At 54.3% G+C, this 20,628-nt stretch carries 15 protein-coding genes; 12 read left to right on the top strand and 3 right to left on the bottom strand.

The annotated features are described in order from the left end of the window. The first annotated feature begins 131 nt into the window (after positions 1-131). Both ilvD and REH51_RS02915 read left to right on the top strand, forming a co-directional pair. Positions 132-1,976 carry a dihydroxy-acid dehydratase gene (gene ilvD / locus REH51_RS02920; RefSeq protein ID WP_009721760.1) on the top strand — a complete coding sequence of 615 codons (1,845 nt, stop codon included), beginning with the start codon at positions 132-134 and terminating at the stop codon, positions 1,974-1,976. 96 nt (positions 1,977-2,072) lie between these two features. After that, entirely contained in the window at positions 2,073-3,125 is a 1,053-nt protein-coding gene (locus REH51_RS02915; protein WP_498936802.1) for an oxidoreductase, read from the top strand. Between the two features lie 202 nt (positions 3,126-3,327). Here the strand turns inward: REH51_RS02915 and nudE are convergent, their stop codons facing one another. Beyond that, positions 3,328-3,942 carry an ADP compounds hydrolase NudE gene (gene nudE / locus REH51_RS02910; protein ID WP_009721762.1) on the bottom strand — a complete coding sequence of 205 codons (615 nt, stop codon included), beginning with the start codon at positions 3,940-3,942 and terminating at the stop codon, positions 3,328-3,330. 70 nt (positions 3,943-4,012) lie between these two features. Here nudE and yrfG point away from each other — a divergent pair, with 70 nt between their 5' ends. From yrfG to rsd, 9 genes are all read left to right on the top strand, one after another. After that, the gene (gene yrfG, locus REH51_RS02905; protein ID WP_009721763.1) at positions 4,013-4,690 is read left to right on the top strand and encodes a GMP/IMP nucleotidase; all 678 of its coding nucleotides are present in this window, start codon (positions 4,013-4,015) and stop codon (positions 4,688-4,690) included. Beyond that, positions 4,690-5,079, top strand: coding sequence for a ribosome-associated heat shock protein Hsp15 (gene hslR, locus REH51_RS02900; protein WP_009721764.1), 390 nt, complete (start codon positions 4,690-4,692; stop codon positions 5,077-5,079). Before yrfG ends, hslR begins: the two co-directional genes overlap by 1 nt. Before the next feature lie 58 nt (positions 5,080-5,137). Beyond that, positions 5,138-6,013, top strand: a complete 876-nt coding sequence (gene hslO, locus REH51_RS02895; RefSeq protein ID WP_498936800.1) for an Hsp33 family molecular chaperone HslO — start codon at positions 5,138-5,140, stop codon at positions 6,011-6,013. A gap of 311 nt (positions 6,014-6,324) precedes the next feature. Next, positions 6,325-7,881, top strand: a complete 1,557-nt coding sequence (locus REH51_RS02890) for a phosphoenolpyruvate carboxykinase (RefSeq protein WP_009721766.1) — start codon at positions 6,325-6,327, stop codon at positions 7,879-7,881. 140 nt (positions 7,882-8,021) lie between these two features. Next, on the top strand, positions 8,022-8,519 hold the full coding sequence (gene msrB, locus REH51_RS02885; RefSeq protein WP_009721767.1) for a peptide-methionine (R)-S-oxide reductase MsrB: 498 nt from the start codon (positions 8,022-8,024) through the stop codon (positions 8,517-8,519). A 373-nt stretch (positions 8,520-8,892) separates the two neighbouring features. Next, positions 8,893-11,292, top strand: coding sequence for a Tex family protein (locus REH51_RS02880; RefSeq protein ID WP_498936798.1), 2,400 nt, complete (start codon positions 8,893-8,895; stop codon positions 11,290-11,292). 141 nt (positions 11,293-11,433) lie between these two features. Continuing rightward, a complete protein-coding gene (gene gshA, locus REH51_RS02875; RefSeq protein ID WP_009721769.1) occupies positions 11,434-13,074 on the top strand; it encodes a glutamate--cysteine ligase in 1,641 nt (546 codons plus the stop codon). Then, on the top strand, positions 13,071-13,571 hold the full coding sequence (locus REH51_RS02870) for a disulfide bond formation protein B (protein WP_009721770.1): 501 nt from the start codon (positions 13,071-13,073) through the stop codon (positions 13,569-13,571). Before gshA ends, REH51_RS02870 begins: the two co-directional genes overlap by 4 nt. A 133-nt stretch (positions 13,572-13,704) precedes the next feature. Beyond that, on the top strand, positions 13,705-14,193 hold the full coding sequence (gene rsd / locus REH51_RS02865; protein ID WP_009721771.1) for a sigma D regulator: 489 nt from the start codon (positions 13,705-13,707) through the stop codon (positions 14,191-14,193). A gap of 681 nt (positions 14,194-14,874) precedes the next feature. Here the strand turns inward: rsd and REH51_RS02860 are convergent. Together REH51_RS02860 and REH51_RS02855 are read right to left on the bottom strand one after the other, a co-directional pair. After that, a complete protein-coding gene (locus tag REH51_RS02860) occupies positions 14,875-17,949 on the bottom strand; it encodes an efflux RND transporter permease subunit (RefSeq protein WP_498936796.1) in 3,075 nt (1,024 codons plus the stop codon). After that, positions 17,933-19,024: an efflux RND transporter periplasmic adaptor subunit gene (locus tag REH51_RS02855; RefSeq protein WP_009721773.1), complete on the bottom strand. Its 1,092-nt coding sequence runs from the start codon at positions 19,022-19,024 to the stop codon at positions 17,933-17,935. Before REH51_RS02855 ends, REH51_RS02860 begins: the two co-directional genes overlap by 17 nt. Positions 19,025-19,292: 268 nt before the next feature. On the opposite strand from REH51_RS02855, the gene REH51_RS02850 reads away from it, so the two are divergent. After that, positions 19,293-20,267, top strand: coding sequence for a malate dehydrogenase (locus REH51_RS02850; protein ID WP_009721774.1), 975 nt, complete (start codon positions 19,293-19,295; stop codon positions 20,265-20,267). Positions 20,268-20,628 lie beyond the last annotated feature (361 nt).

Here is a 20,628-nt window from a genome sequence, read left to right as displayed (position 1 = left end):
GGCGGTTACTCTCACCATCTGCTCTCTCCATCTAGTCTCCGCGGTGCGCTCATGCCACAATCTAAGGCCGCTGGATTCACTTGCCTGTCGCCAAGAATGCGGCAGGCCATGATAAAGATGTAGAGGACACCATGCCCGAGTATCGCTCCCGTACGACCACCGCTGGCCGCAATATGGCCGGTGCCCGCGCTCTTTGGCGCGCCACCGGTATGAAGGACGACGACTTCCATAAGCCCATTATTGCGGTTGCGAACTCGTTTACCCAGTTTGTGCCGGGCCATGTTCACTTAAAAGACATGGGCCAGCTGGTCGCACGTGAAATTGAAAAAGCAGGCGGTGTTGCTAAAGAGTTCAACACCATCGCGGTAGACGACGGCATCGCGATGGGCCACGACGGCATGCTCTATTCGCTGCCCAGCCGCGATATTATCGCTGATAGCGTTGAGTACATGTGTAATGCCCACTGCGCTGACGCGCTGGTGTGTATTTCCAACTGCGACAAAATTACCCCTGGGATGCTGATGGCTGCCATGCGCCTCAATATTCCGGTGATTTTTGTCTCAGGCGGGCCCATGGAAGCGGGCAAAACCAAGCTGTTAGATCACGGACTAGACCTTGTCGACGCTATGGTTATGGCGGCTGATGATAGTGTCGATGATGAAACCCTTGCAGAAGTCGAGCGCAGTGCTTGCCCCACCTGCGGCAGTTGCTCGGGCATGTTTACCGCTAACTCTATGAACTGCCTAATGGAAGCATTAGGCTTGGCGCTACCTGGTAACGGTACCGTGCTGGCGACCCACTCAGACCGTCGCCGTTTGTTTGAAAATGCGGGGCACCGCATTGTAGAGCTCGCCAAGCGCTACTATGAAGGCGAAGAAGCCCACCTGTTGCCCCGTGCGATTGGCAATAAGGCCGCGTTCAAAAATGCCATGACGTTAGATATCGCCATGGGCGGTTCTACGAATACGATTTTGCATTTGCTGGCGGCGGCCCAGGAAGCGGAAGTCGACTTCTCCATGGCGGATATTGATCGGCTCTCTCGGGAAGTGCCGCAGCTATGTAAAGTGGCTCCTAATACCCAGAAATATCATATCGAAGACGTTCACCGTGCGGGTGGCATTATGGCCATTCTGGGCGAGCTGGATCGCGCGGGAGTGTTGGACACGTCAGTGCCGACTGTCTACGGCGATAGCCTAAAAGCGGCGCTGGAAGAGTGGGACATTATGCGCTCGCCAAACGCCGAGGTGGTCGAGTTCTTTAAAGCAGGCCCTGGTGGCGTTCCTACTCAAACCGCTTTCTCACAAAGCGCTCGCTGGCCAAGTCTAGATGGCGATCGTGCGACTGGTTGTATCCGCGACCTAGCGCATGCGTTCTCAACAGAAGGTGGCTTGGCTGTGCTTTACGGCAATATCGCGCTCAATGGTTGCGTGGTGAAAACGGCAGGCGTTGACGACTCTATTCTCGTATTCGAAGGTAAAGCTCACGTCGTTGAATCCCAAGACCAAGCGGTGGCTAACGTATTGGATGGAAAGGTCAAAGAGGGTGACGTAGTGGTCATTCGCTACGAGGGCCCCAAAGGCGGCCCGGGTATGCAGGAAATGCTCTATCCGACCTCGTACTTAAAATCCAAAGGGTTGGGTAAAGCGTGTGCACTGCTGACAGATGGCCGTTTTTCTGGCGGTACCTCCGGGCTTTCCATCGGTCATGTTTCTCCCGAAGCGGCGGCGGGTGGCGCGATTGGTTTAGTCGAGCAGGGCGATACCATTCTGATTGATATTCCCAACCGCACGATTAACGTGCAACTGTCTGATTCCGTGTTGGCGAAGCGCCGCGAGGCGATGGAAGCCAAAGGAAAAGATGCCTGGAAGCCGGTCGAGCAACGCCCGCGTAAGGTAACTCCCGCACTGAAAGCCTACGCGTTACTGGCAACGTCAGCGGACAAGGGCGCGGTTCGCGATCTTTCCAAGCTCGACTAGGGTTAGGCACTATGTAAAGCAGCCCGTGCAAAGCGGGCTGCTTTATGTGGACTGCTTTATGCCCAATGCAAACCGTCAAAATGACTAAGGAATGTAATGAAGGCGATTATCAACGTTGGCCTCGTTGGCTATGGATTTGCGAGTAAAACGTTTCATGCGCCACTCATTCAGGCAACGGAAGGCCTGGATTTGGTCGCAGTATCCTCCAGTGATGCCGCCAAAGTGCATGCTGATTTAGATGTTGAGGTTGAAAGCCAGGCGCTGGCGCTGTGTCAGCGCAGCGATATTGATCTCATTGTTATCCCTACGCCTAACGACACGCACTTTCCGCTTGCGAAAGCAGCGCTGATGGCGGGGAAGCACGTGGTCGTCGATAAACCGTTTACCGTCACGCTTTCAGAAGCCAAGCAGCTAAAAGCGCTGGCGATTGATAAAGAGCGCCTAGTGTCGGTGTTTCATAACCGCCGCTGGGACAGTGACTTCCTGACCATTAAAGCGCTGTTGGAAGCTGGTACATTAGGTCGTGTCACCGGATTTGAATCGCGTTTTGATCGTTTTCGGCCAGAGGTTCGCGCCCGCTGGCGAGAAAAAGCCACACCGGGAGGTGGAATTTGGTATGACCTCGGCCCGCACTTGCTCGACCAAGCTTGTGAGTTGTTTGGGATGCCTAATGCCATCATGCTGGATCTCGGCGTGCGTAGAGACGACGCTAAAGCCGATGATGACTTTCTAGCGCTGTTGGAGTATGACGCCTGCCGAGTCAGCCTAAGTGCCGGCACGCTGATTGCTGAATCAACACCGCGCTTCCGCATTAATGGAACGAAAGGCAGCTATCTTAAATATGGCCTAGATCCTCAAGAGGATCGCTTAAAAGCGGGTGAAATGCCTACGCCTGCATGGGGTGCTGACTCCCCGGGCACGCTGACTCTTCGCGAGGGCGACGTTGAGGATGCACCGCTGGTACGCCACGAGCATGCCACCCAGGCGGGTGACTACCTCGCTTATTATCAAGGTGGGGCTGCCGCAATTCGTGATAAAGGACCACTGCCTGTCGATATTGACGATGCGCTACGCAGCATGATGCTGTTGGAAGCTGGCCTAGACAGCCACCGCCAACGGCGCTGGATACCGCTTAAGCATCATTTGTAAGCACCAGCACGGCGGCTCAGTGTTGGAATGAATGCTCTGCCACTGGGCGTCGTTCCGCCGCCTCTCGCGGGTGCCGCCTACGTTCGTTCCTCGCGAGATTCGTTACCACGCGCTACATAACTTATTGAGTTGACGGGGTTTGTAGCGCGGCGTAAGCGTCAGCGCACCCGCGACCGCGCTCACGGAGTTGACCGTTAACGCTTTACAGTAAATCCATTGCGTTATCACGTTTCTCTTCGCGCAGCTTATCTCTTGCGATATAGAGGGCGGCGATGGCACGAGCCTCGTGGAAGTCGTCCCGCAATAGCAAGGCCGGTAGCTCTTCAATGGCATGGGTTTCGACAATCAATGGCTCTGGCTCGTCGCCTGGCAGGCGCTTGGGATAAAGGTCGGTGGCCATTAGCACTTGCATACGGTGGCGCATGTAGTTAGGCGCAAGAGATAACTCCACCAGCGGCTCAATGCGATGTGCGCCAAAGCCGCACTCTTCCATCAGCTCTCGGTTGGCAGCAGTGACAATATCTTCGCCGGGATCAACTAACCCCTTCGGCAGTGTCAGCACATAATCTTCAAAGCCGGCCGCATATTCCCGAATAAGCAGCACGTGCTCCGGGTCGGGCATGGCAATAATCATCACCGCGCCTCGGTCTGCGCCGGTTAAGCGTTCAAACTGACGCTCTTCGCCGTTAGAAAAGCGCAAGTCAAGCGACTCAATATGGAATAAACGGCTTTTGGCGACGCTCGTTCGCGCCAAAATTTGCGGCTTTTTCAGGTAGCCGGTGCGGGTGTCGCCGGGTGATGATTCGTGGTTAGACATCATGCCTCCGTGGCTGCAAAAAACGGGTTACGCTACAATAGCATGCTTATTCTTTCAGACTGGAGCGGCAATGATTGATTGGCGCGAGATCGATACTGTCCTACTTGATATGGATGGCACGCTGCTGGATCTGCACTTCGATAGCCATTTCTGGCTAGAGCACCTGCCAAAACGCTATGTTGAGCTTCATCAGCTAGACGCAGCGAGCCAAGAAGCGCTGCGTGCCCGTATTATCGGTGAGCAGGGCACGCTGAACTGGTACAGCCTTGCGTACTGGAGCCGCGAACTTGGGGTGGATATCGTGGCGCTGAAACGCGAAGTACAGCACTTGATAGGCCTGCGTAGTGACGCACTAGACTTTTTAACCTGGCTGAAGCAAACCCATCCCCGTGTCATTTTAGCGACCAACGCAGACCGTGCCAGCCTCGCGCTAAAATTACCGTTGACAGGGTTGGAAAACTACCTCGACGCCATCATCTCATCAGAAGATGTGGGCGCTGCAAAAGAAGAGCAGGCTTTCTGGTTTGCGCTTCAAGAGCAAGAGCCGTTTGATCCAGCGCGCACGCTGTTTATCGATGATAATGCGCGCGTGCTCGAGAGCGCCCGTGAGTTCGGTATCAAACACTTGCTGGGCATTAAGCAGCCCGATAGCCAGCGACCAGAAAAAGAGCTACAAGCGTTTATCGCCCTAGACCGATTTGCCCAACTGCTGCCAGACAACCTGCCAGGGCAGCGAGGAGAGCGTTAATGAGCGACAGCGTTCGCTTAGATAAGTGGCTTTGGGCAGCGCGGTTTTTCAAAACCCGCGCCCTGGCTAAAAAAGCGATAGAAGGTGGCAAAGTCCACTATGACGGTGCCCGCGTAAAAACTAGCAAAAATGTCGAGCTGGGAGCGCTTATTCGTGTCCCTCAAGGCTGGGATATTTTTGAGGTGGAAGTGGTTTCGCTTTCCGACCAGCGCCGCGGTGCGCCAGAAGCACGCAAGCTCTACGCTGAAACGGAAGAAAGCGTGCAACGCCGTGCCAAAGAAGCTGAAGCTCGTCGTCTCACCAATGAAGCCATGCAGCACCCGCTCAAACGTCCTGATAAAAAGCAGCGGCGTGATATCCAGCGTTTCCAGCGCCAACAGGGCGATTAAACACGCGTTTATTCGTCATGGCGGTAAGCTTTCTCTCTATTTCTCCGGCGGTTTTCTTATGTCTGATCAAATCCAACGTTTTATGTTTGACCAAACCAATGTGCGTGGTGAAATTGTCACGCTCAGCACTGCCTATAATGAGGTGCTCGACCGCCACGCTTACCCGCCAGCAGTTAATCAGTTGCTCGGTGAGCTGTTGGCAGCGGTTGCTTTGCTAACCGACACAGTAAAGCTAGACGGCACGCTAAGCATTGAAGTGCGCGGCCGAGGCTCGCTTGCACTATTAATGGCAGAGTCCAATCCCGGTGGAGAGCTGCGTGCAATCGCGCGCATTGCTGAAGATGCGGTACTGCCCAGCGAACACGCCAGTTTCCGAGAGCTGGTAGGTGAAGGCCAAATTATGATTACCCTCGATCCACGGGAAGGGCATCGCTATCAGGGTATTGTTGCGCTTGATCACGATACGCTAGGCGGTTGCCTAGAAGCCTACTTCGCTCAGTCAGAGCAGCTGCCCCCCCGCCTGTGGTTAGCGGCTGACGGTGAGAGAGCCGGTGGACTATTACTTCAGCGCCTGCCCGATGCCTCACAAAACCAAGATGTTGATGCTTGGGAGCGCAGCGTTCATCTCGCCGACACAATTAAAACAGAAGAGCTTCTGGGGCTTGAGCAACGCGAAGTACTCTATCGTCTCTATCACGAAGAGACGGTTAGAGTGTTTGAACCGAAATCACTACGCTTTGGCTGTACATGCTCACGGGAGCGAATGAGCCATGCGCTATACACGCTTGGCGAAGAGGAACTGCGCGATATTTTGCGCGAAGAGGGCGCAATCGATACGCAGTGTCACTTTTGCCACACGAAATATCACTACACAGCCGCTGATATTGAAATTTTATTAGAAAATCCGGACGCGCCACCCCCGGTGATTCATTGATTGTGTAGTCGTGGATGGCGGCATGGGCGTTGAAGCCCTTTGTGTACCGCGCTAGTCATAGCAAAGCCTATAGGACGCCTGCCGAACGGTTGTTTGAAAAAATACTGCGCTGCAACACAAAATGTAGTGTCAGTGTAGTAGTTTAACTACAAGATATTTGATTAAAGCCCCCATTTCCTGGGGGCTTTCTTTTTGCCATAATGCGCCGGACTTCAGCGCACTCAGCCCATGGTTATTGGAAACAATAGGAGGCTGAGATGATTTCTCAAGGCGTCGGTGACGCCCGGTAAATTCGAGACCCAGGAATCGACATGACCACGACTCAAGCCGCTCTCCAAGCCCACGTTAATCTTAGCAGCGCCGAACTTATCGAGCGCGCCGTGGCCCGTGGTGAAGGCCGCTTGTCGGCTAACGGTGCGCTGGTGGTAAACACCGGTCTGCGCACAGGGCGTTCACCGAAAGATCGCTATATCGTCGACGAGCCCTCTACTCGCGATAGTATCGACTGGGGCAGCGTGAACCGCCCGTTTGATGCTGAAAAATTCTCAGCGCTTTGGGCACGTGTAGAAGATTATCTGGGTAGCGGTGAGCATTTCGTGGCTGAGCTGCATGTTGGCAGCGATAACACTCACTATTTGCCAGTTCGTGTAACGACAGAAACCGCTTGGCAAAATCTGTTTGGCCGTACCATGTTTGTGCGCCCGCAGGCTTACAACACAGCGGTTAAAGAAGAGTGGACGATTCTGAACGCCGCGGGCTTTGAGTGTGACCCAAGTCGTGACGGCACCAACTCAGATGGCTGTGTCATCATCAATTTTGCCGAGCGCAAAGTATTGATTGCCGGTATGCGTTATGCCGGTGAAATGAAGAAAGCTATGTTCTCGGTGCAGAACTACTTGTTGCCAGAAGCTGACGTTCTGCCGATGCACTGCTCTGCGAACGTCGGTGAAGACGGCGAAACCTGCCTGTTCTTCGGTCTTTCAGGCACAGGTAAAACCACACTATCCGCTGACCAAGCGCGCTACCTAATTGGCGATGATGAGCACGCATGGGGTGACGGCATCGTCTTCAACATGGAAGGTGGCTGCTACGCTAAATGTATCGACCTTTCTGAGAAGAATGAGCCGGTTATCTGGAACGCAATTAAGTTTGGTACCGTGCTGGAGAATGTCGTTCTTGATGATCGTCGCGAGCCGGATTACGCCGACGACAGCCTGACCCAGAACTCTCGTGCCGCCTATCCGTTGGAGCACGTTGAAAAGCGTGTACCGGAGAACCTGGCCGGCGAGCCTAACGCCATTGTCTTCCTGACCTGCGATATGTCTGGCGTTCTGCCGCCCGTGTCGATTCTTTCTAAAGAAGCTGCGGCTTACCACTTCTTGTCAGGTTACACCGCGAAAGTGGGTTCGACCGAAATGGGCTCATCTGAAGGTTTGGCTGCTACGTTCTCTACCTGTTTTGGTGCGCCTTTCTTCCCGCGTCCTGCGCGCGAATACGCCGACCTGCTGATCAAGCGGGTAGATAAGAAAGATGCTCAGGTTTATCTCGTCAACACCGGTTGGACAGGTGGTGCCTACGGCGAAGGTGGCTCACGTTTCTCTATCCCGACCACTCGCGCCATCATCAGTGCCATTCAGTCTGGCGTGCTTCGTGATGTTGAAACCCAGCACATCGAAGGCCTTAACCTTCAAGTGCCGGTAGCAGTGCCGGGCGTAGACTCTAGCCTGCTCAATCCTCGCGAAACGTGGGCTGACAAAGAAGCGTATGACCGTCATCTGCAAGATCTAGCCACTAAATTCGTTGATAACTTCAAGAAGTTTGAAGGCGTTAACGAAGCAATTATCAAGGCAGGCCCGCAGTTAACCTGATATGTACAGCAGGGTGAAGGTTGTCGAATGTTTGGATAACTAATCGAACGTTTGGACAGTCAAGCAGTCAAAATGGGACAGCGCTTCGGCGCTGTCCCATTTTTATGTCTGCGTCCTTGACGTGTTGAGGGAGTGCGCAAATGAAGCGACGTCATTTTATAGGTCTTGCGGGACTAACGGGGCTGGCAGGTATTCTTCCTGGCGTCTCGTTTGGCTTTCCGCGATTAGACCTTGAAGCAGCCCCCGACCTTGAAAAGCTTGAATTAAGCGAAGACGAATGGCGGGAACGCTTGTCTGATGAAGCATTTTACGTTCTGCGTGAAGAGGGAACTGAGCGTGCCTTTTCAAGCCCCTTAGACGGAGAGGTTGGGGAGGGTGAGTACCGCTGTGCTGGGTGCGATCTTGTACTTTTCACCAGTGCAATGAAGTATGATTCTGGCACCGGTTGGCCCAGTTTTTTCGAGCATGTTGAAGGCCACTTACTTAGCAAGCTAGATTTCAAGCTAGTGTGGCCGCGCACGGAATACCACTGTGCCCGCTGCGGCGGCCATCAAGGCCATATCTTTGGAGATGGTCCAGAGCCCACGGGCCTACGCTGGTGCAATAACGGTGTGGCACTGCGGTTCGTGCCTGCATAAAACACCATCCGCGGGTGCCTCGTTTGCTCGTCCCTCGCAAGACTCGTTACACCGCGCTACAGGGATGCAGCCATTGAGCCCAGTGATGTGGTAGCGCGTGGTAAGCGAAGCGCACCCGCGAGGACAGCGCGAAGCGGTGCTGGGCTTGAGCATGTGCCATGGAGTGTCGCGGGTGCCTCGTTTGCTCGTCCCTCGCAAGACTCGTTACACCGCGCTACAGGGATGCAACCATTGAGTTCATTGATGTTGTAGCGCGTGGTAAGCGAAGCGCACCCGCGAGGGCAGCTCCCCCATCGTGGCCAATTCATGCCAGCATCGTGCGATTGTGGTACCTTGTCGGCACCTCGAATGCTGCATGAGTTAGTTGCACGTTATGGATGTCAAACAACGCATTATTTTACGCTTAGCCACTGAGCTAAACGTACGACCTGAACAGGTCTCCGCAACGGTAGAGCTTCTGGATGGTGGTGCTACCGTGCCGTTTATTGCCCGTTATCGTAAAGAGGTAACGGGTGCCCTTGATGATATTCAGCTGCGTCAGTTAGATGAACGCCTGCGCTATTTGCGGGAGCTGGAAGAGCGCCGTGAAGCCGTACTGTTGGCTATTGATGAGCAGGGCAAGCTGGATGCCACGCTGAAAGCAACGATTCAGGCAGCTGAAACTAAGCAGCGCCTAGAAGACTTATACCTACCGTTTAAGAAAAAGCGCCGCACGAAAGCACAAATTGCCCGAGAGGCGGGTCTAGAGCCATTGGCTGATGCCCTGTTGGCCAATCCAATGCTTAATCCCGAAAGCGAGGCAGCGCAATATCTGCGCCCTGAAGAAGGTGATATTCCCGCCATTGAAGATGCCAAAGCCGCGCTTGATGGTGCTAAGCAAATTCTAATGGAGCGCTTCGCTGAAGACCCTGAGCTGATTGGCCGTTTGCGTGAGCGGTTATGGCAAGAGGGCGAATTAAGTGCCCGTGTGTTAGACGGCAAGCAGCAGGAGGGCGCGAAGTTCTCTGACTACTTTGAGCACGACGAAAAACTGGCCAAAGTGCCATCCCACCGTGCTCTTGCTATGTTCCGCGGTCGCAATGAAGGCATTCTAAGCTTGGCGATTCGTCTGCCTGGTGAAGAGGACGCACCGATTCACCCTGCTCAAATCGCCATTGCCAAACAAGTAGGTGTTAGCGATGAAGGTCGCCCCGCCGACAAATGGTTGGGCGAAGTAGTGCGCTGGACGTGGCGAGTAAAACTCTATACCGCGCTTGAAACCGAGTTGCTGGGTCGTCTGCGCGAGCAGGCTGAGCTCACCGCTATCGAGGTGTTTGCCGCCAACCTGAAAGATCTTTTGCTGGCAGCGCCCGCTGGGCAAAAAGTGACGCTAGCGATTGACCCAGGTTTAAGAACCGGCTGTAAGATCGCGGTGGTGGATGCGACCGGTCAATTTATCGACCAAGCCACCATTTATCCCCATGCGCCGCAAAATCGCTGGGACGAATCGCTCAATGTGCTCGCTAAACTGGTTAAACAGCATGGCGTTCAACTCATTGCCGTCGGCAATGGTACTGCCAGTCGTGAAACCGATAAGCTGGCAGGTGATCTGCTGAAGGCGTTAGCGCCCGAGCATCGTTTGAGTAAAGTGATGGTGTCTGAGGCAGGGGCTTCAGTTTACTCTGCGTCGGAATACGCCTCTCGTGAGCTGCCAGATCTTGATGTCACCGTGCGCGGCGCCGTCTCTATTGCCCGTCGCTTGCAAGACCCGCTCCCGGAACTGGTGAAAATCGAGCCGAAATCCATCGGTGTGGGCCAGTATCAGCATGATGTTTCCCAGGTGCAGCTGTCACGCAGCCTGGAAGTGGTTATAGAAGACTGCGTGAACGCGGTCGGTGTGGATCTCAACACCGCATCGAGTGCGTTGCTTTCCCGTGTTGCTGGTTTAAGTGCTGCCATTGCTGAAAATATTGTTGCCCAACGCAATGTTCAAGGTGCCTTCAAAAGCCGTAAAGAATTGTTGGAAGTTAGCCGCCTTGGGCCGAAAACGTTTGAGCAGTGTGCTGGTTTCTTACGCATTAGTAACGCCGAAAACCCGCTGGACGCCAGCGCCGTCCACCCAGAGGCTTACACCCTGGTAGAGCGTATCGCTAAGCAGAATAGCCGAGATATTAAAGGCTTGATTGGTGATAGCGCGACGCTAAAAGCACTTAAACCCGCCGACTTTGCCGATGAGCGTTTTGGTGTGCCTACTGTCAGCGATATTCTCAAAGAGCTGGATAAGCCTGGCCGTGATCCGCGCCCTGAGTTTAAGGCTGCTGAATTCCGTGAAGGTGTCGAAACGCTCAAAGACCTGACGCTGGGAATGGTGTTGGAAGGTACCGTCACCAATGTGACCCACTTCGGTGCCTTTGTGGATGTTGGCGTTCATCAAGATGGGCTTGTGCATATTTCAGCGCTCTCCGACCGCTTTATTGATGACCCCCGCAGTGTGGTAAAAGCAGGCGATATCGTTACCGTTAAGGTGATGAATGTGGATATACCCCGCAAGCGGGTAGGGCTTTCAATGCGTTTGGACGATGAACCAGAGCAGATGCAAACAGCATCAAACTCTACTAACGACGAGCTTGGCAAGCCTACGCGTAGTCAGCGTTCGGCTAGTTCTGGGCAGAATGGTCAGGGGCAGAATGGTCGCAGACAGAGCGGCCAACGCCAGAGCGGAAAGCCCAACGAAGCAGCCGCACCCATGGGCGCGCTCGGCGCAGCACTGCTTAAAGCAAAGCAGGGCAAATAGTCGCGCGTCTTGAATATTTAACGGTTGCCGCCATATCCTGCTTTCTACGCTTAGTAGAAGGCAGGATAAAACACATGGCGATGCCAGCTGATTTCAACAAGGCCTGTGTTAAGCGGGCCTTACTAAGAAGGAGTGTTCACTTTGTCTGAACCTCTCACTGTGCCATCTGCGCTGACCGCCCAGGTAGAGCGTTTGCTCCCCAGCGCGCGCTTAGGGCGCCTGGGTCGCCTGCGTCGCGGGTTGGAAAAAGAAGGCCTGCGTGTTGACGCCAACGGTCATATTGCTCAAACGCCGCACCCGCACGCGCTGGGTTCAAAGCTAACCCACCCGCATATCACGACGGATTACTCCGAAGCGCTATTGGAATACATCACTCCGGTGTATTCAGAACCAAGGGAAGCGTTGGCGTTTTTATCCGACCTTCACACCTTTACCTATCACCACTTGGAAAATGAGTGGATTTGGCCGGGTAGTATGCCGTCTCGGCTTTCTGGTAACGATAGCGTGCCGATTGCCGACTACGGCAGCTCCAATGTTGGCACGATGAAGCATGTTTATCGTAAAGGGTTGGATGTGCGCTATGGGCGGATTATGCAGGCCATAGCTGGGGTGCATTACAACGTATCGCTACCTGATGATATGTGGCATGCCCTGCGGGAGCTTGAAAAAGCCACCAATATTCCTTTTAACGATTATCGCTCTACGCGTTATTTCGGCATGATTCGGCACTTTCGTCGTCATAGCTGGCTGCTGCTCTACTTATTTGGCGCATCACCCGCCATCGACAAAAGCTTCCTGCCAACAGGTAAAGTGCCTGAAAAGCTGCAGCCGCTGAGTGACGACACCTATTACGCTCCCTATGCGACTACGCTGCGTATGTCGGATTTGGGCTATCAGAACAAAGTGCAGTCGCAGCTTAAAATCTGCTTTAACTCGTTGTCCAATTACGTCAACACCCTACGGCATGCTATTTCCACCCCGTGGCCAGACTACGAAAAACTGGGCGTTAAGAACGGCGAAGAATGGCAGCAGTTAAATGCCAATATTTTGCAGATTGAAAATGAATACTACAGCGATATTCGCCCTAAGCGGGTCGCCAAGCACAACGAAACGCCCAGTCAGGCGCTTGAAGCGCGTGGGGTAGAGTACATCGAAGTGCGCTGTTTGGATCTTAATCCCTTCGATCCATTAGGTGTCACCGAAGCCCAGATGCGTTTTGTTGATACTTTCTTAATGTGGTGTCTACTAAGCGATAGCCCGTGGATTTCAGACGAAGAGTGCGACCGCTTAGACGACAATCGCCGTTTCGTCGTAGAGCGTGGGCGCGACCCGGCGCTGAGCTTGGTCCACAACGGTAAAGCAACGTCTGTGCAGGAGTGGGGCGAGCAAATTTTTGCGGAAATGGCCGAAGTGGCGCGCCTATTGGATGCGGTAGAAGAGGGTGTCCCTCATGCCGCAGCACTCGATGAGCTAGCGCCGCGGCTGAAAGATCCTTCTCTAACACCTTCTGCACAGCTGCTGGCGCGCCTAGAGGCTGGTAATGGCTCGCTCAGCGATACGTTGCTGCAACTAGCTCAAGAGCAGGCTGATAAGCTTAAATCCACGCCCATGCTGCGTTCTCGTGAAGCACTGCTTGCTCAGTTGATCGAAACCTCACACCAACAGCAGCATGATATTGAAGTGGCCGATCAAGAGAGCTTTAGTGAGTTCCTAAGCACTTATTTTGCCAAAGCGCGTGAGTCCAGAGCGCTGTCTGCTATTTCACCAGAGGATGGTCAATGACATCATTAGCAGTTCGCCCCACCGCGTTAGCGGGCTTCGTCTTTTGTGTACTAATGATGGCGTTAGCCTTGGGGCTTGAGCATATTATGGGGCTGGAGCCCTGCCCGTTGTGTATTTTTCAGCGGGTCGCGGTGATTGCCGCAGGGCTGGTGCTAGGTGTCGCTGCCCTGCATAACCCAAGCGGTAAAGTAGGCAAAGCTATCTACGGCTTACTGGGATTAGCCGCAGTAGGCACGGGTGCTTTTATTGCAGGAAGGCATGTATGGCTTCAAGGCTTGCCCGCTGACGAAGTGCCGACTTGCGGCCCAGGACTTGAGTACATGATGGATATCTTGCCGATGCAAGAAGTCGTTGCCATGGTGCTTACCGGCTCTGGCGAGTGTGCTGAAATCGATTTCATGTTTTTGGGCTTATCACTTCCTGCATGGACCTTGATTGGCTTTTTATTGCTCGCGATCGCGCCTCTGCGTATTCTATGGTCTGTAAAAAAGAGTTAAATAAGTGATAAGGTTTACGCTAATTGATTGGCCTCATTTAATTAAGTAAACCGTACCCGCTAGGATTGACAGCTGTCCCCGGACGCGCGAGTCTAGCTTAGTTGGAGACGGCTATCTGTAAGGAGAAAGCCCCATGCTCGAAGATTGCAAAAATGCCCTGGAGCGCTGGGGAGGCGTGCACAGCTTGATTGATCGTTGGCTTGATCAGCGCCGCTCGCTGTTAGTTAGCTTCATTGAGCTGAAAGATGCCTGTGACGCCGAATTAGAGGCGATTAGCAAAGCACGCATTGATACTTTTAGTGAGTTACTGATGGACTACATCAGCGCAGGGCACTTCGAGATTTACCCCCAGCTTGCTGAGGAAGCAAAGGCATTTGACGACGAGAGTGCGCTGCACATCGCTGCAAAGCTCCTTGAGCGCTTAGAAATGTCGACGGCTATGGTGCTGGAGTTTGACGAAGACTTTGCCTCGCCAGTGCGTTGCCAGCAGAACCTAGTGCGTTTACCTGCATGGATTGACCGTTTAGCGAAAGGGTTGGCAGAGCGCTTCGCTCTTGAAGATCAGCTAATCGCCCGTATGCACGCCGCCCACAGCCCCCAGCAGATGAAGTCACCTGCTTAGCACTATTCATTATATTTTGTAGCGCGGCGTAACGAATCTTGCGAGGCACGAGCAAATGAGGCACCCGCGAACGTTGAGCCCGGCACGCATGGTTGCTGTGGCGTTGCCTCGCGGGTGCGCTTCGCTTACCACGCGCTACAACCCCTGTGAATTCAGTATATTTTGTAGCGCGGCGTAACGAATCTTGCGAGGCACGAGCAAATGAGGCACCCGCGAACGGTGGCCCGGCACGCATGGTTGCTGTGGCGATGCCTCGCGGGTGCGCTTCGCTTACCACGCGCTACAACCCCTGTGCATTCAATATATTTTGTAGCGCGGCGTAACGAATCTTGCGAGGCACGAGTAAATGAGGCACCCGCGAACGGTGGCCCGGCACGAATGGCTGCTGCGGCGATGCCTCGCGGGTGCGCTTCGCTTACCACGCGCTACACCCCTTGTGCATTCAATATATTTTGTAGCGCGGCGTAACGAATCTTGCGAGGTACGAGCAAATGAGGCACCCGCGAACGGTGGCCCGGCACGCATGGTTGCTGTGGCGATGCCTCGCGGGTGCGCTTCGCTTACCACGCGCTACAACCCCTGTGCATTCAATATATTTTGTAGCCGGAGTAACGAATCTTGCGAGGCACGAGCAAATGAGGCACCCGCGAACGGTGGCCTAGCCGCGCCTGCTATGCAGCCTCACGTCTCACGCCTTAGCTTGCCGCCTATTACTAACATGCAAGGCGTTAGCAAGAGCGTTAGGGCAGTGGCAAAGGTTAAGCCACCTGCAATCGCGCTGGACATTTGTGTCCACCATTGGGCGGAAGGGGCGTTAAACCCTAGCGCGGGTGCAAAAAGATTAACGTTGATTCCTAGCACCATCGGCATTAACCCCAGCACGGTGGTAATGGCGGTGAGAAGCACTGGCCGCAAGCGCAGGGTGCCTGCTTCCAATGCTGCTTCTGTCGGGGTCATGCCTTGGCCGCGCAACTCGTTGTAAGTGTCGATTAAGACGATATTGTTATTCACTACAATCCCCGCCAGGGCGATAACGCCCATGCCCACCATGACAATCCCAAATGCTTGGCCAGTAATAAGCAGCCCCATCAAAACGCCCGCAGTGGAAAACACAATGGCCGACAGCACCAGGGCTGCTTGATAATAGCTATTGAACTGTGTCACCAGAATCAGCGCCATTAACCCGATCGCGATCAAGAACGCGCTGATCAAGAACTGCATGGATTCCTGCTGATCCTCTTGTTCACCCGCCACATTAACCATCAGACCATCGGGAAGCTGGCCTTGGCCTGCATCCAGTAGCGCCCGCAGTCGCTCGTCTGCTAAATAGCCAGGCGCTAAATCAGCCTCAACGGTAATAGCACGGCGCCCATCAATACGGTTCAGGGTGCCCACTTTAGGAGCAGGCGTAATTTCTACAAAGTGAGCTATAGGCACTTGGCCACGTGGGGTGTTGATAGTCAGTCGTTCAAGCTGGTTGAGCGTGCGCCAGTGTTCCGGTAATCGCACGCGAATATCCACTTCATCAGTAACGGTGGGCGGGCGATAATTAGCGACTTGAAGGCCAGTAGTCAGCAGTTGTACGGCACTGCCAATGGTGGTGATGTCGGTTCCCATACGGGCAGCGGCTTCCCGGTTAACCTTTCCCTGCCATTCGACCCCCGGCAGGCTGCGGTTATCCTGTATATCGGTAAAACCGCCTAGCTCACGCATCAGTGCAGTAATCTGGTCAACGCCAGTGTTAGCAATATCTGGGTCGGTGGCACTTACCTCTAGCACAATTGGCTTACCGCCACCGGGTCCCATATCTTGCTCTTGGAATTCCAGGTTAATGCCCGGTAGATCTTGGGTGCGCTCGGCCATGTCAGCCAGAATCGCGCGGGCAGGGCGGCGCTGATACCAGTCGACAAACTGAAACTGCAGCATCCCGATCACATCATTGCCCATTTGTTGGTCGGGCACTGCAAAGGAGCGCGCATAAAGCGCTTCGACTTCACCCATGCTGCCTAAGCGGTTCTCTACCCGCTTCAAGATGGCATCGGATTCTTTGGCAGAAAAATCGCCACGAGCGCGTACCAGAACCTGAGCGCTGTCCGGTTCTACATTGGGAAAGAAGTCAACACCATGGTTAAAGCGAGCATAGCCGGTATACAGCAGTGCAATTAGCAGTACCGCAAATACTAATACCCAGGCAGGGTGCTGTAGCAAGCGCCCTAATACGCGGCGATAGCCACGCCCAAGTGACGTGCTTTCATCGATAGGGCCGGCTTCAGCAGTAGCTGTAGGGGATGTACGGGTAAACAGTCGACCCAGGGTAGGCAGAAACACCAGTGCCATGGCTAGCGATGCAAGAAGGCACAATATGACGGTGGCAGGCAGGTACTTCATAAACTGGCCTACCACGCCTGGCCAAAACAGCAGCGGCACAAATACCGCAAGCGTTGTCGCGGTAGAGGCAATAACCGGCCAACTCATGCGTGTCGCCGCATTCAGCCAAGCCTGGTGGGGAGATTGCCCCTCATGCAGGTGTCGGTCAGCAAGCTCGCTGACCACAATGGCGCCATCAACTAGCATGCCAGCGACTAAGATGAGCGCAAATAGCACCACAATGTTGAGCGTAAACCCAAACGCCCAAACCAGCAGAATGCCGGTTAAAAACGCACCGGGTATGGTCAGGCCTACCAGCAGCGCCATGCGCCAGCCCATCACGGCTACTACAACAATCAATACCAATACCACCGCGGTTAGCACGTTATTTAATAGCTCAGAGAGCATGTTTTGAACGGTAACCGACTCATCTAAAATCGTGGTGATGCGCAGTTGTTCCGGCAGCAGGTCGCCCGCCTGGGCAAAGCGCTCTCTCACTGCGTCAATGGTGGCGATGATATTCGCCCCAGCACGCTTGGAAATTTCCAGCACTACCGCAGGTTGGCCGTCTATGCGGGCAAACCCTTCGGGGTCTTTGTAGGTCGGCAAGATCCACGCAACATCGCCAAACGTAACCACCTGATCGCCGTCAACTTTCACCGGCATGTCCATGACATCGTTTAATGATTCGATAATGCCTGGTACCTTTAGCGCCAACCGCCCAGCACCAGTATCCAAACTGCCAGCAGCTACCAAGCGATTATTGCGTGAGATTTGATTAAATAGCGTGTCAAAATCAACGCCATAGCTTTCCAGCACCAGCGGATCAACGACGATTTCGAGCAAATCCTCGCGGTCGCCAGCAATATCGACCTCTAGAACATCGGCAATGCCCTCTATCTCCTCCTTCAAGCGCCGCGCGATGGTGACCCGTTCTCGGGTATCCAGCTCGCCGGAAAGGCCAATGCTCAGGACCGGAAACTCGGAGACGTTAACCTCCATTCCCCGCGGCTCGTCCGCCTCATCCGGTAAGCTACTGCGGGCGATATCCACGCGCTCGCGTACATCAGAAAGCGCCGTATCCGGATCAAAGCCGGGATCAAACTCTAGCGTCACCGAACCATGCCCTTCGCTAGACTGGGCGGTAAACTTGCGCAACCCTTCAATTCCGCGCAATTCTTGCTCCATTGGGCGGACCAGCAGGCGCTCGCCATCTTCCGGGCTAACGCCTTCCAGCGAAAGTGAGACGTAAATAATCGGGATAGTGACGTCTGGATTGGCTTTCTTCGGAATCATCTGCCAGGCAGTCGTACCCGCCAGCAGCAGGCCGACCAGCAACAGCAGGGTGGTTCGTGTGTGGGTTAGCGCCGCATTAATCAACTGACGCATGACCACCTTCCTGGGTAGACACTGGTGCTACGGTTTCGCCTGGGCTGACTAAGCCTGCGCCCAGGGTGATCAACCGCACGGTGTTAGGTAAGCCGGTGACGTAGGCGCGTTCGGTATCGGCACTCACCAGCTCAATAGCCGTTTGGGCAACACGGTTATTCTCAACAACGTGTTTGATGGCTAGTTGGCCCTGATCATCCAGGCTAAAAAGAGCGGGTGATAGGGTATGCACCTGGCGAGGAGGCAGCGTCACGGTGAATTCAGCGCTGCCGCCTGCTAAGCGTTGCCTTTCTGGATTGTCGAGCGTTACTTCGATATAGAACGTGCGAGTGGCTTCCTCTGCGCGGCTGCTAATGTAGGACACTTCACCGGAAAGCGAACGGCCGTTGAGCAGTCGCGCGGTGACCGGTAAGCCAACGCTTAACTCGCCGATTTGCTGTTGGGCAACCCATGCTGTGCCGGTTAGTCGCCGATCGTCGATCAGTCGTGCCCACTCTTCGCCGGGCTGCAGTAAGTCGCCAAGCTCTACCTGGACGCGATCCAGCACGCCTTCAAAGGGAGCGGTTGGGCGGGTATCGCTTAACTGCTTTTCCAACTGAGCTACCTGGGCTGCGCTGGCGCTTAATGCACTTTGCAGGCGCAGCAGTTCTGGCTGAGAAATCAGCTCACGGCGGCGTAGGTTTTGGGCCCCCGCGTACTCTGACTCAGCAAGCGTTAACTCATCACGTGCCTGCTGTAAACGTTGGGGTAGCGCGTCGTTATCCAGTATCAGCAGTGTTTCGCCTCGGCTGACAGTTTCTCCTTGGGCCACCGGCTTTTCTGCGACATAGCCCATCACGTTGGCACGCAGCAGTGTTTCTCTTTCCGCGGTTAGCTGGCCTTGCAGCACATGCCTGGGAATATAGGGCGCGCTCTGTTGGGTGATCACTTCTACGCGGGGTGTTGAGTCGCGTTCAGTGGAATTCACATCAGGCGGCGTGCTTTGAAAACGTTGGAAATCGCCAACCGCTAGCCATATCACAAGCGCCAGAACCAGTAGACTAGCAAGCGCGTAAGAGTAGGGGATTCGTCGCATGGGGTATTTATATCCGTATTAACCCAAAAAAATCACACAAGGTAAGTCATGCTGAGGGGGAAGTCATATTAAGAGTTAATGCTTATTGACCGACACACCATAGCGCAACTGGCGTTTGGCAGCGAGTACCAAGCCGCTGAGAGAATGGGTAGTAGTCTCATGTATGATTGAGTTTTTGCACATCTGGGCATACCATCTTTGCGTCTTGAGTTCTGTCGACCCACTCTCAGACGAGAACCCTCACTAGGCGAACCATCAAGGAGCAATGATGAAAGATCCAGTACGTATTGCGATTACCGGCGGTGCCGGCCAGATCAGCTATTCTCTTATTTTCCGCATCGCCGCTGGCGATATGCTGGGGCCGGATCAGCCAGTCATTCTCCAGCTTCTCGAAATTCCCCAAGCCATGGACGCCTTGAATGGCGTTGTCATGGAAGTTAACGACTGTGCCTTCCCGCTGGTACAAGACATCGTTGCTACTGATGATCCGAACGTTGCCTTCAAAGATGCCGATTTCGCCTTGCTGGTAGGTGCACGTCCGCGTGGCCCAGGGATGGAGCGTAAAGATCTGCTAGAAGCCAACGCCGCGATCTTCTCTGTACAAGGTAAAGCGCTGAACGATCACGCTAGCCGTGATGTGCGCGTGCTGGTCGTCGGTAACCCGGCTAACACCAACGCATTGATTGCTTCTTGCAATGCGCCGGACCTCGATGCAGGTCAGTTCACCGCAATGACGCGTTTGGACCACAACCGTGCGCTGACGCAGCTGGCTCAGAAAACTGGCAAGCATGTGTCTGACGTTGACAGCATGATTATCTGGGGCAACCACAGTGCTACCCAGTACCCGGATCTGGCGCAGTGCAAAGTAGACGGCAAAGCTGCCTTTGATCTGGTCGAGCGTGACTGGTACGAAAACGACTTTATCCCGACAGTACAGCAGCGCGGCGCGGCGATTATTAAAGCACGTGGCGCATCTTCTGCAGCGTCTGCGGCGTCTTCAGCGATTGACCACATGCGTGATTGGGCGCTGGGTTGCGATGGTATCGTTAGCATGGCGATCCCGTCTGACGGCAGCTACGGCATTGAAGAAGGCATCATCTACTCCTACCCAGTCCGTTGTCAGGGTGGCAAGTATGAAATCGTTCAAGGTTTTGAGTTGGACGCGTTCAGCAAAGAGAAGATGCAGGCTACCGAGAAAGAACTGCGTGAAGAGCGCGCGGCCGTTGAGCACCTGCTCGGCTAAGCACGCCTGCTGGCGTTCTTAGAACGGTTTTGAGAACAGTTTTAAGAACAATGCCCAGTAATGCGAAACCCCGCAGGCTTAATGCTTGCGGGGTTTTTTTATTGGGCGGTGCCGCTTTTCAGTTCGCGGGTGCCTCATTTGCACGTGCCTCGCAAGATGCGTTACCACGCGCTACGTTTGCAACGTATTGAATTAACGGGTTTGTAGCGCGGTGTAAGCGTCAGCGCACCCGCGGGGCAGAGCCATAGCCGTTCGCGGGTGCCTCATTTGCACGTGCCGCGCAAGATGCGTTACCACGCGCTACGTTTGCAACGTATTGAATTAACGGGTTTGTAGCGCGGTGTAAGCGTCAGCGCACCCG

Source organism: Halomonas bluephagenesis, from assembly GCF_054790765.1.
The sequence above is the reverse complement of the archived record's forward strand: the minus strand, read 5'-3'. Positions and strand labels throughout refer to the sequence as shown.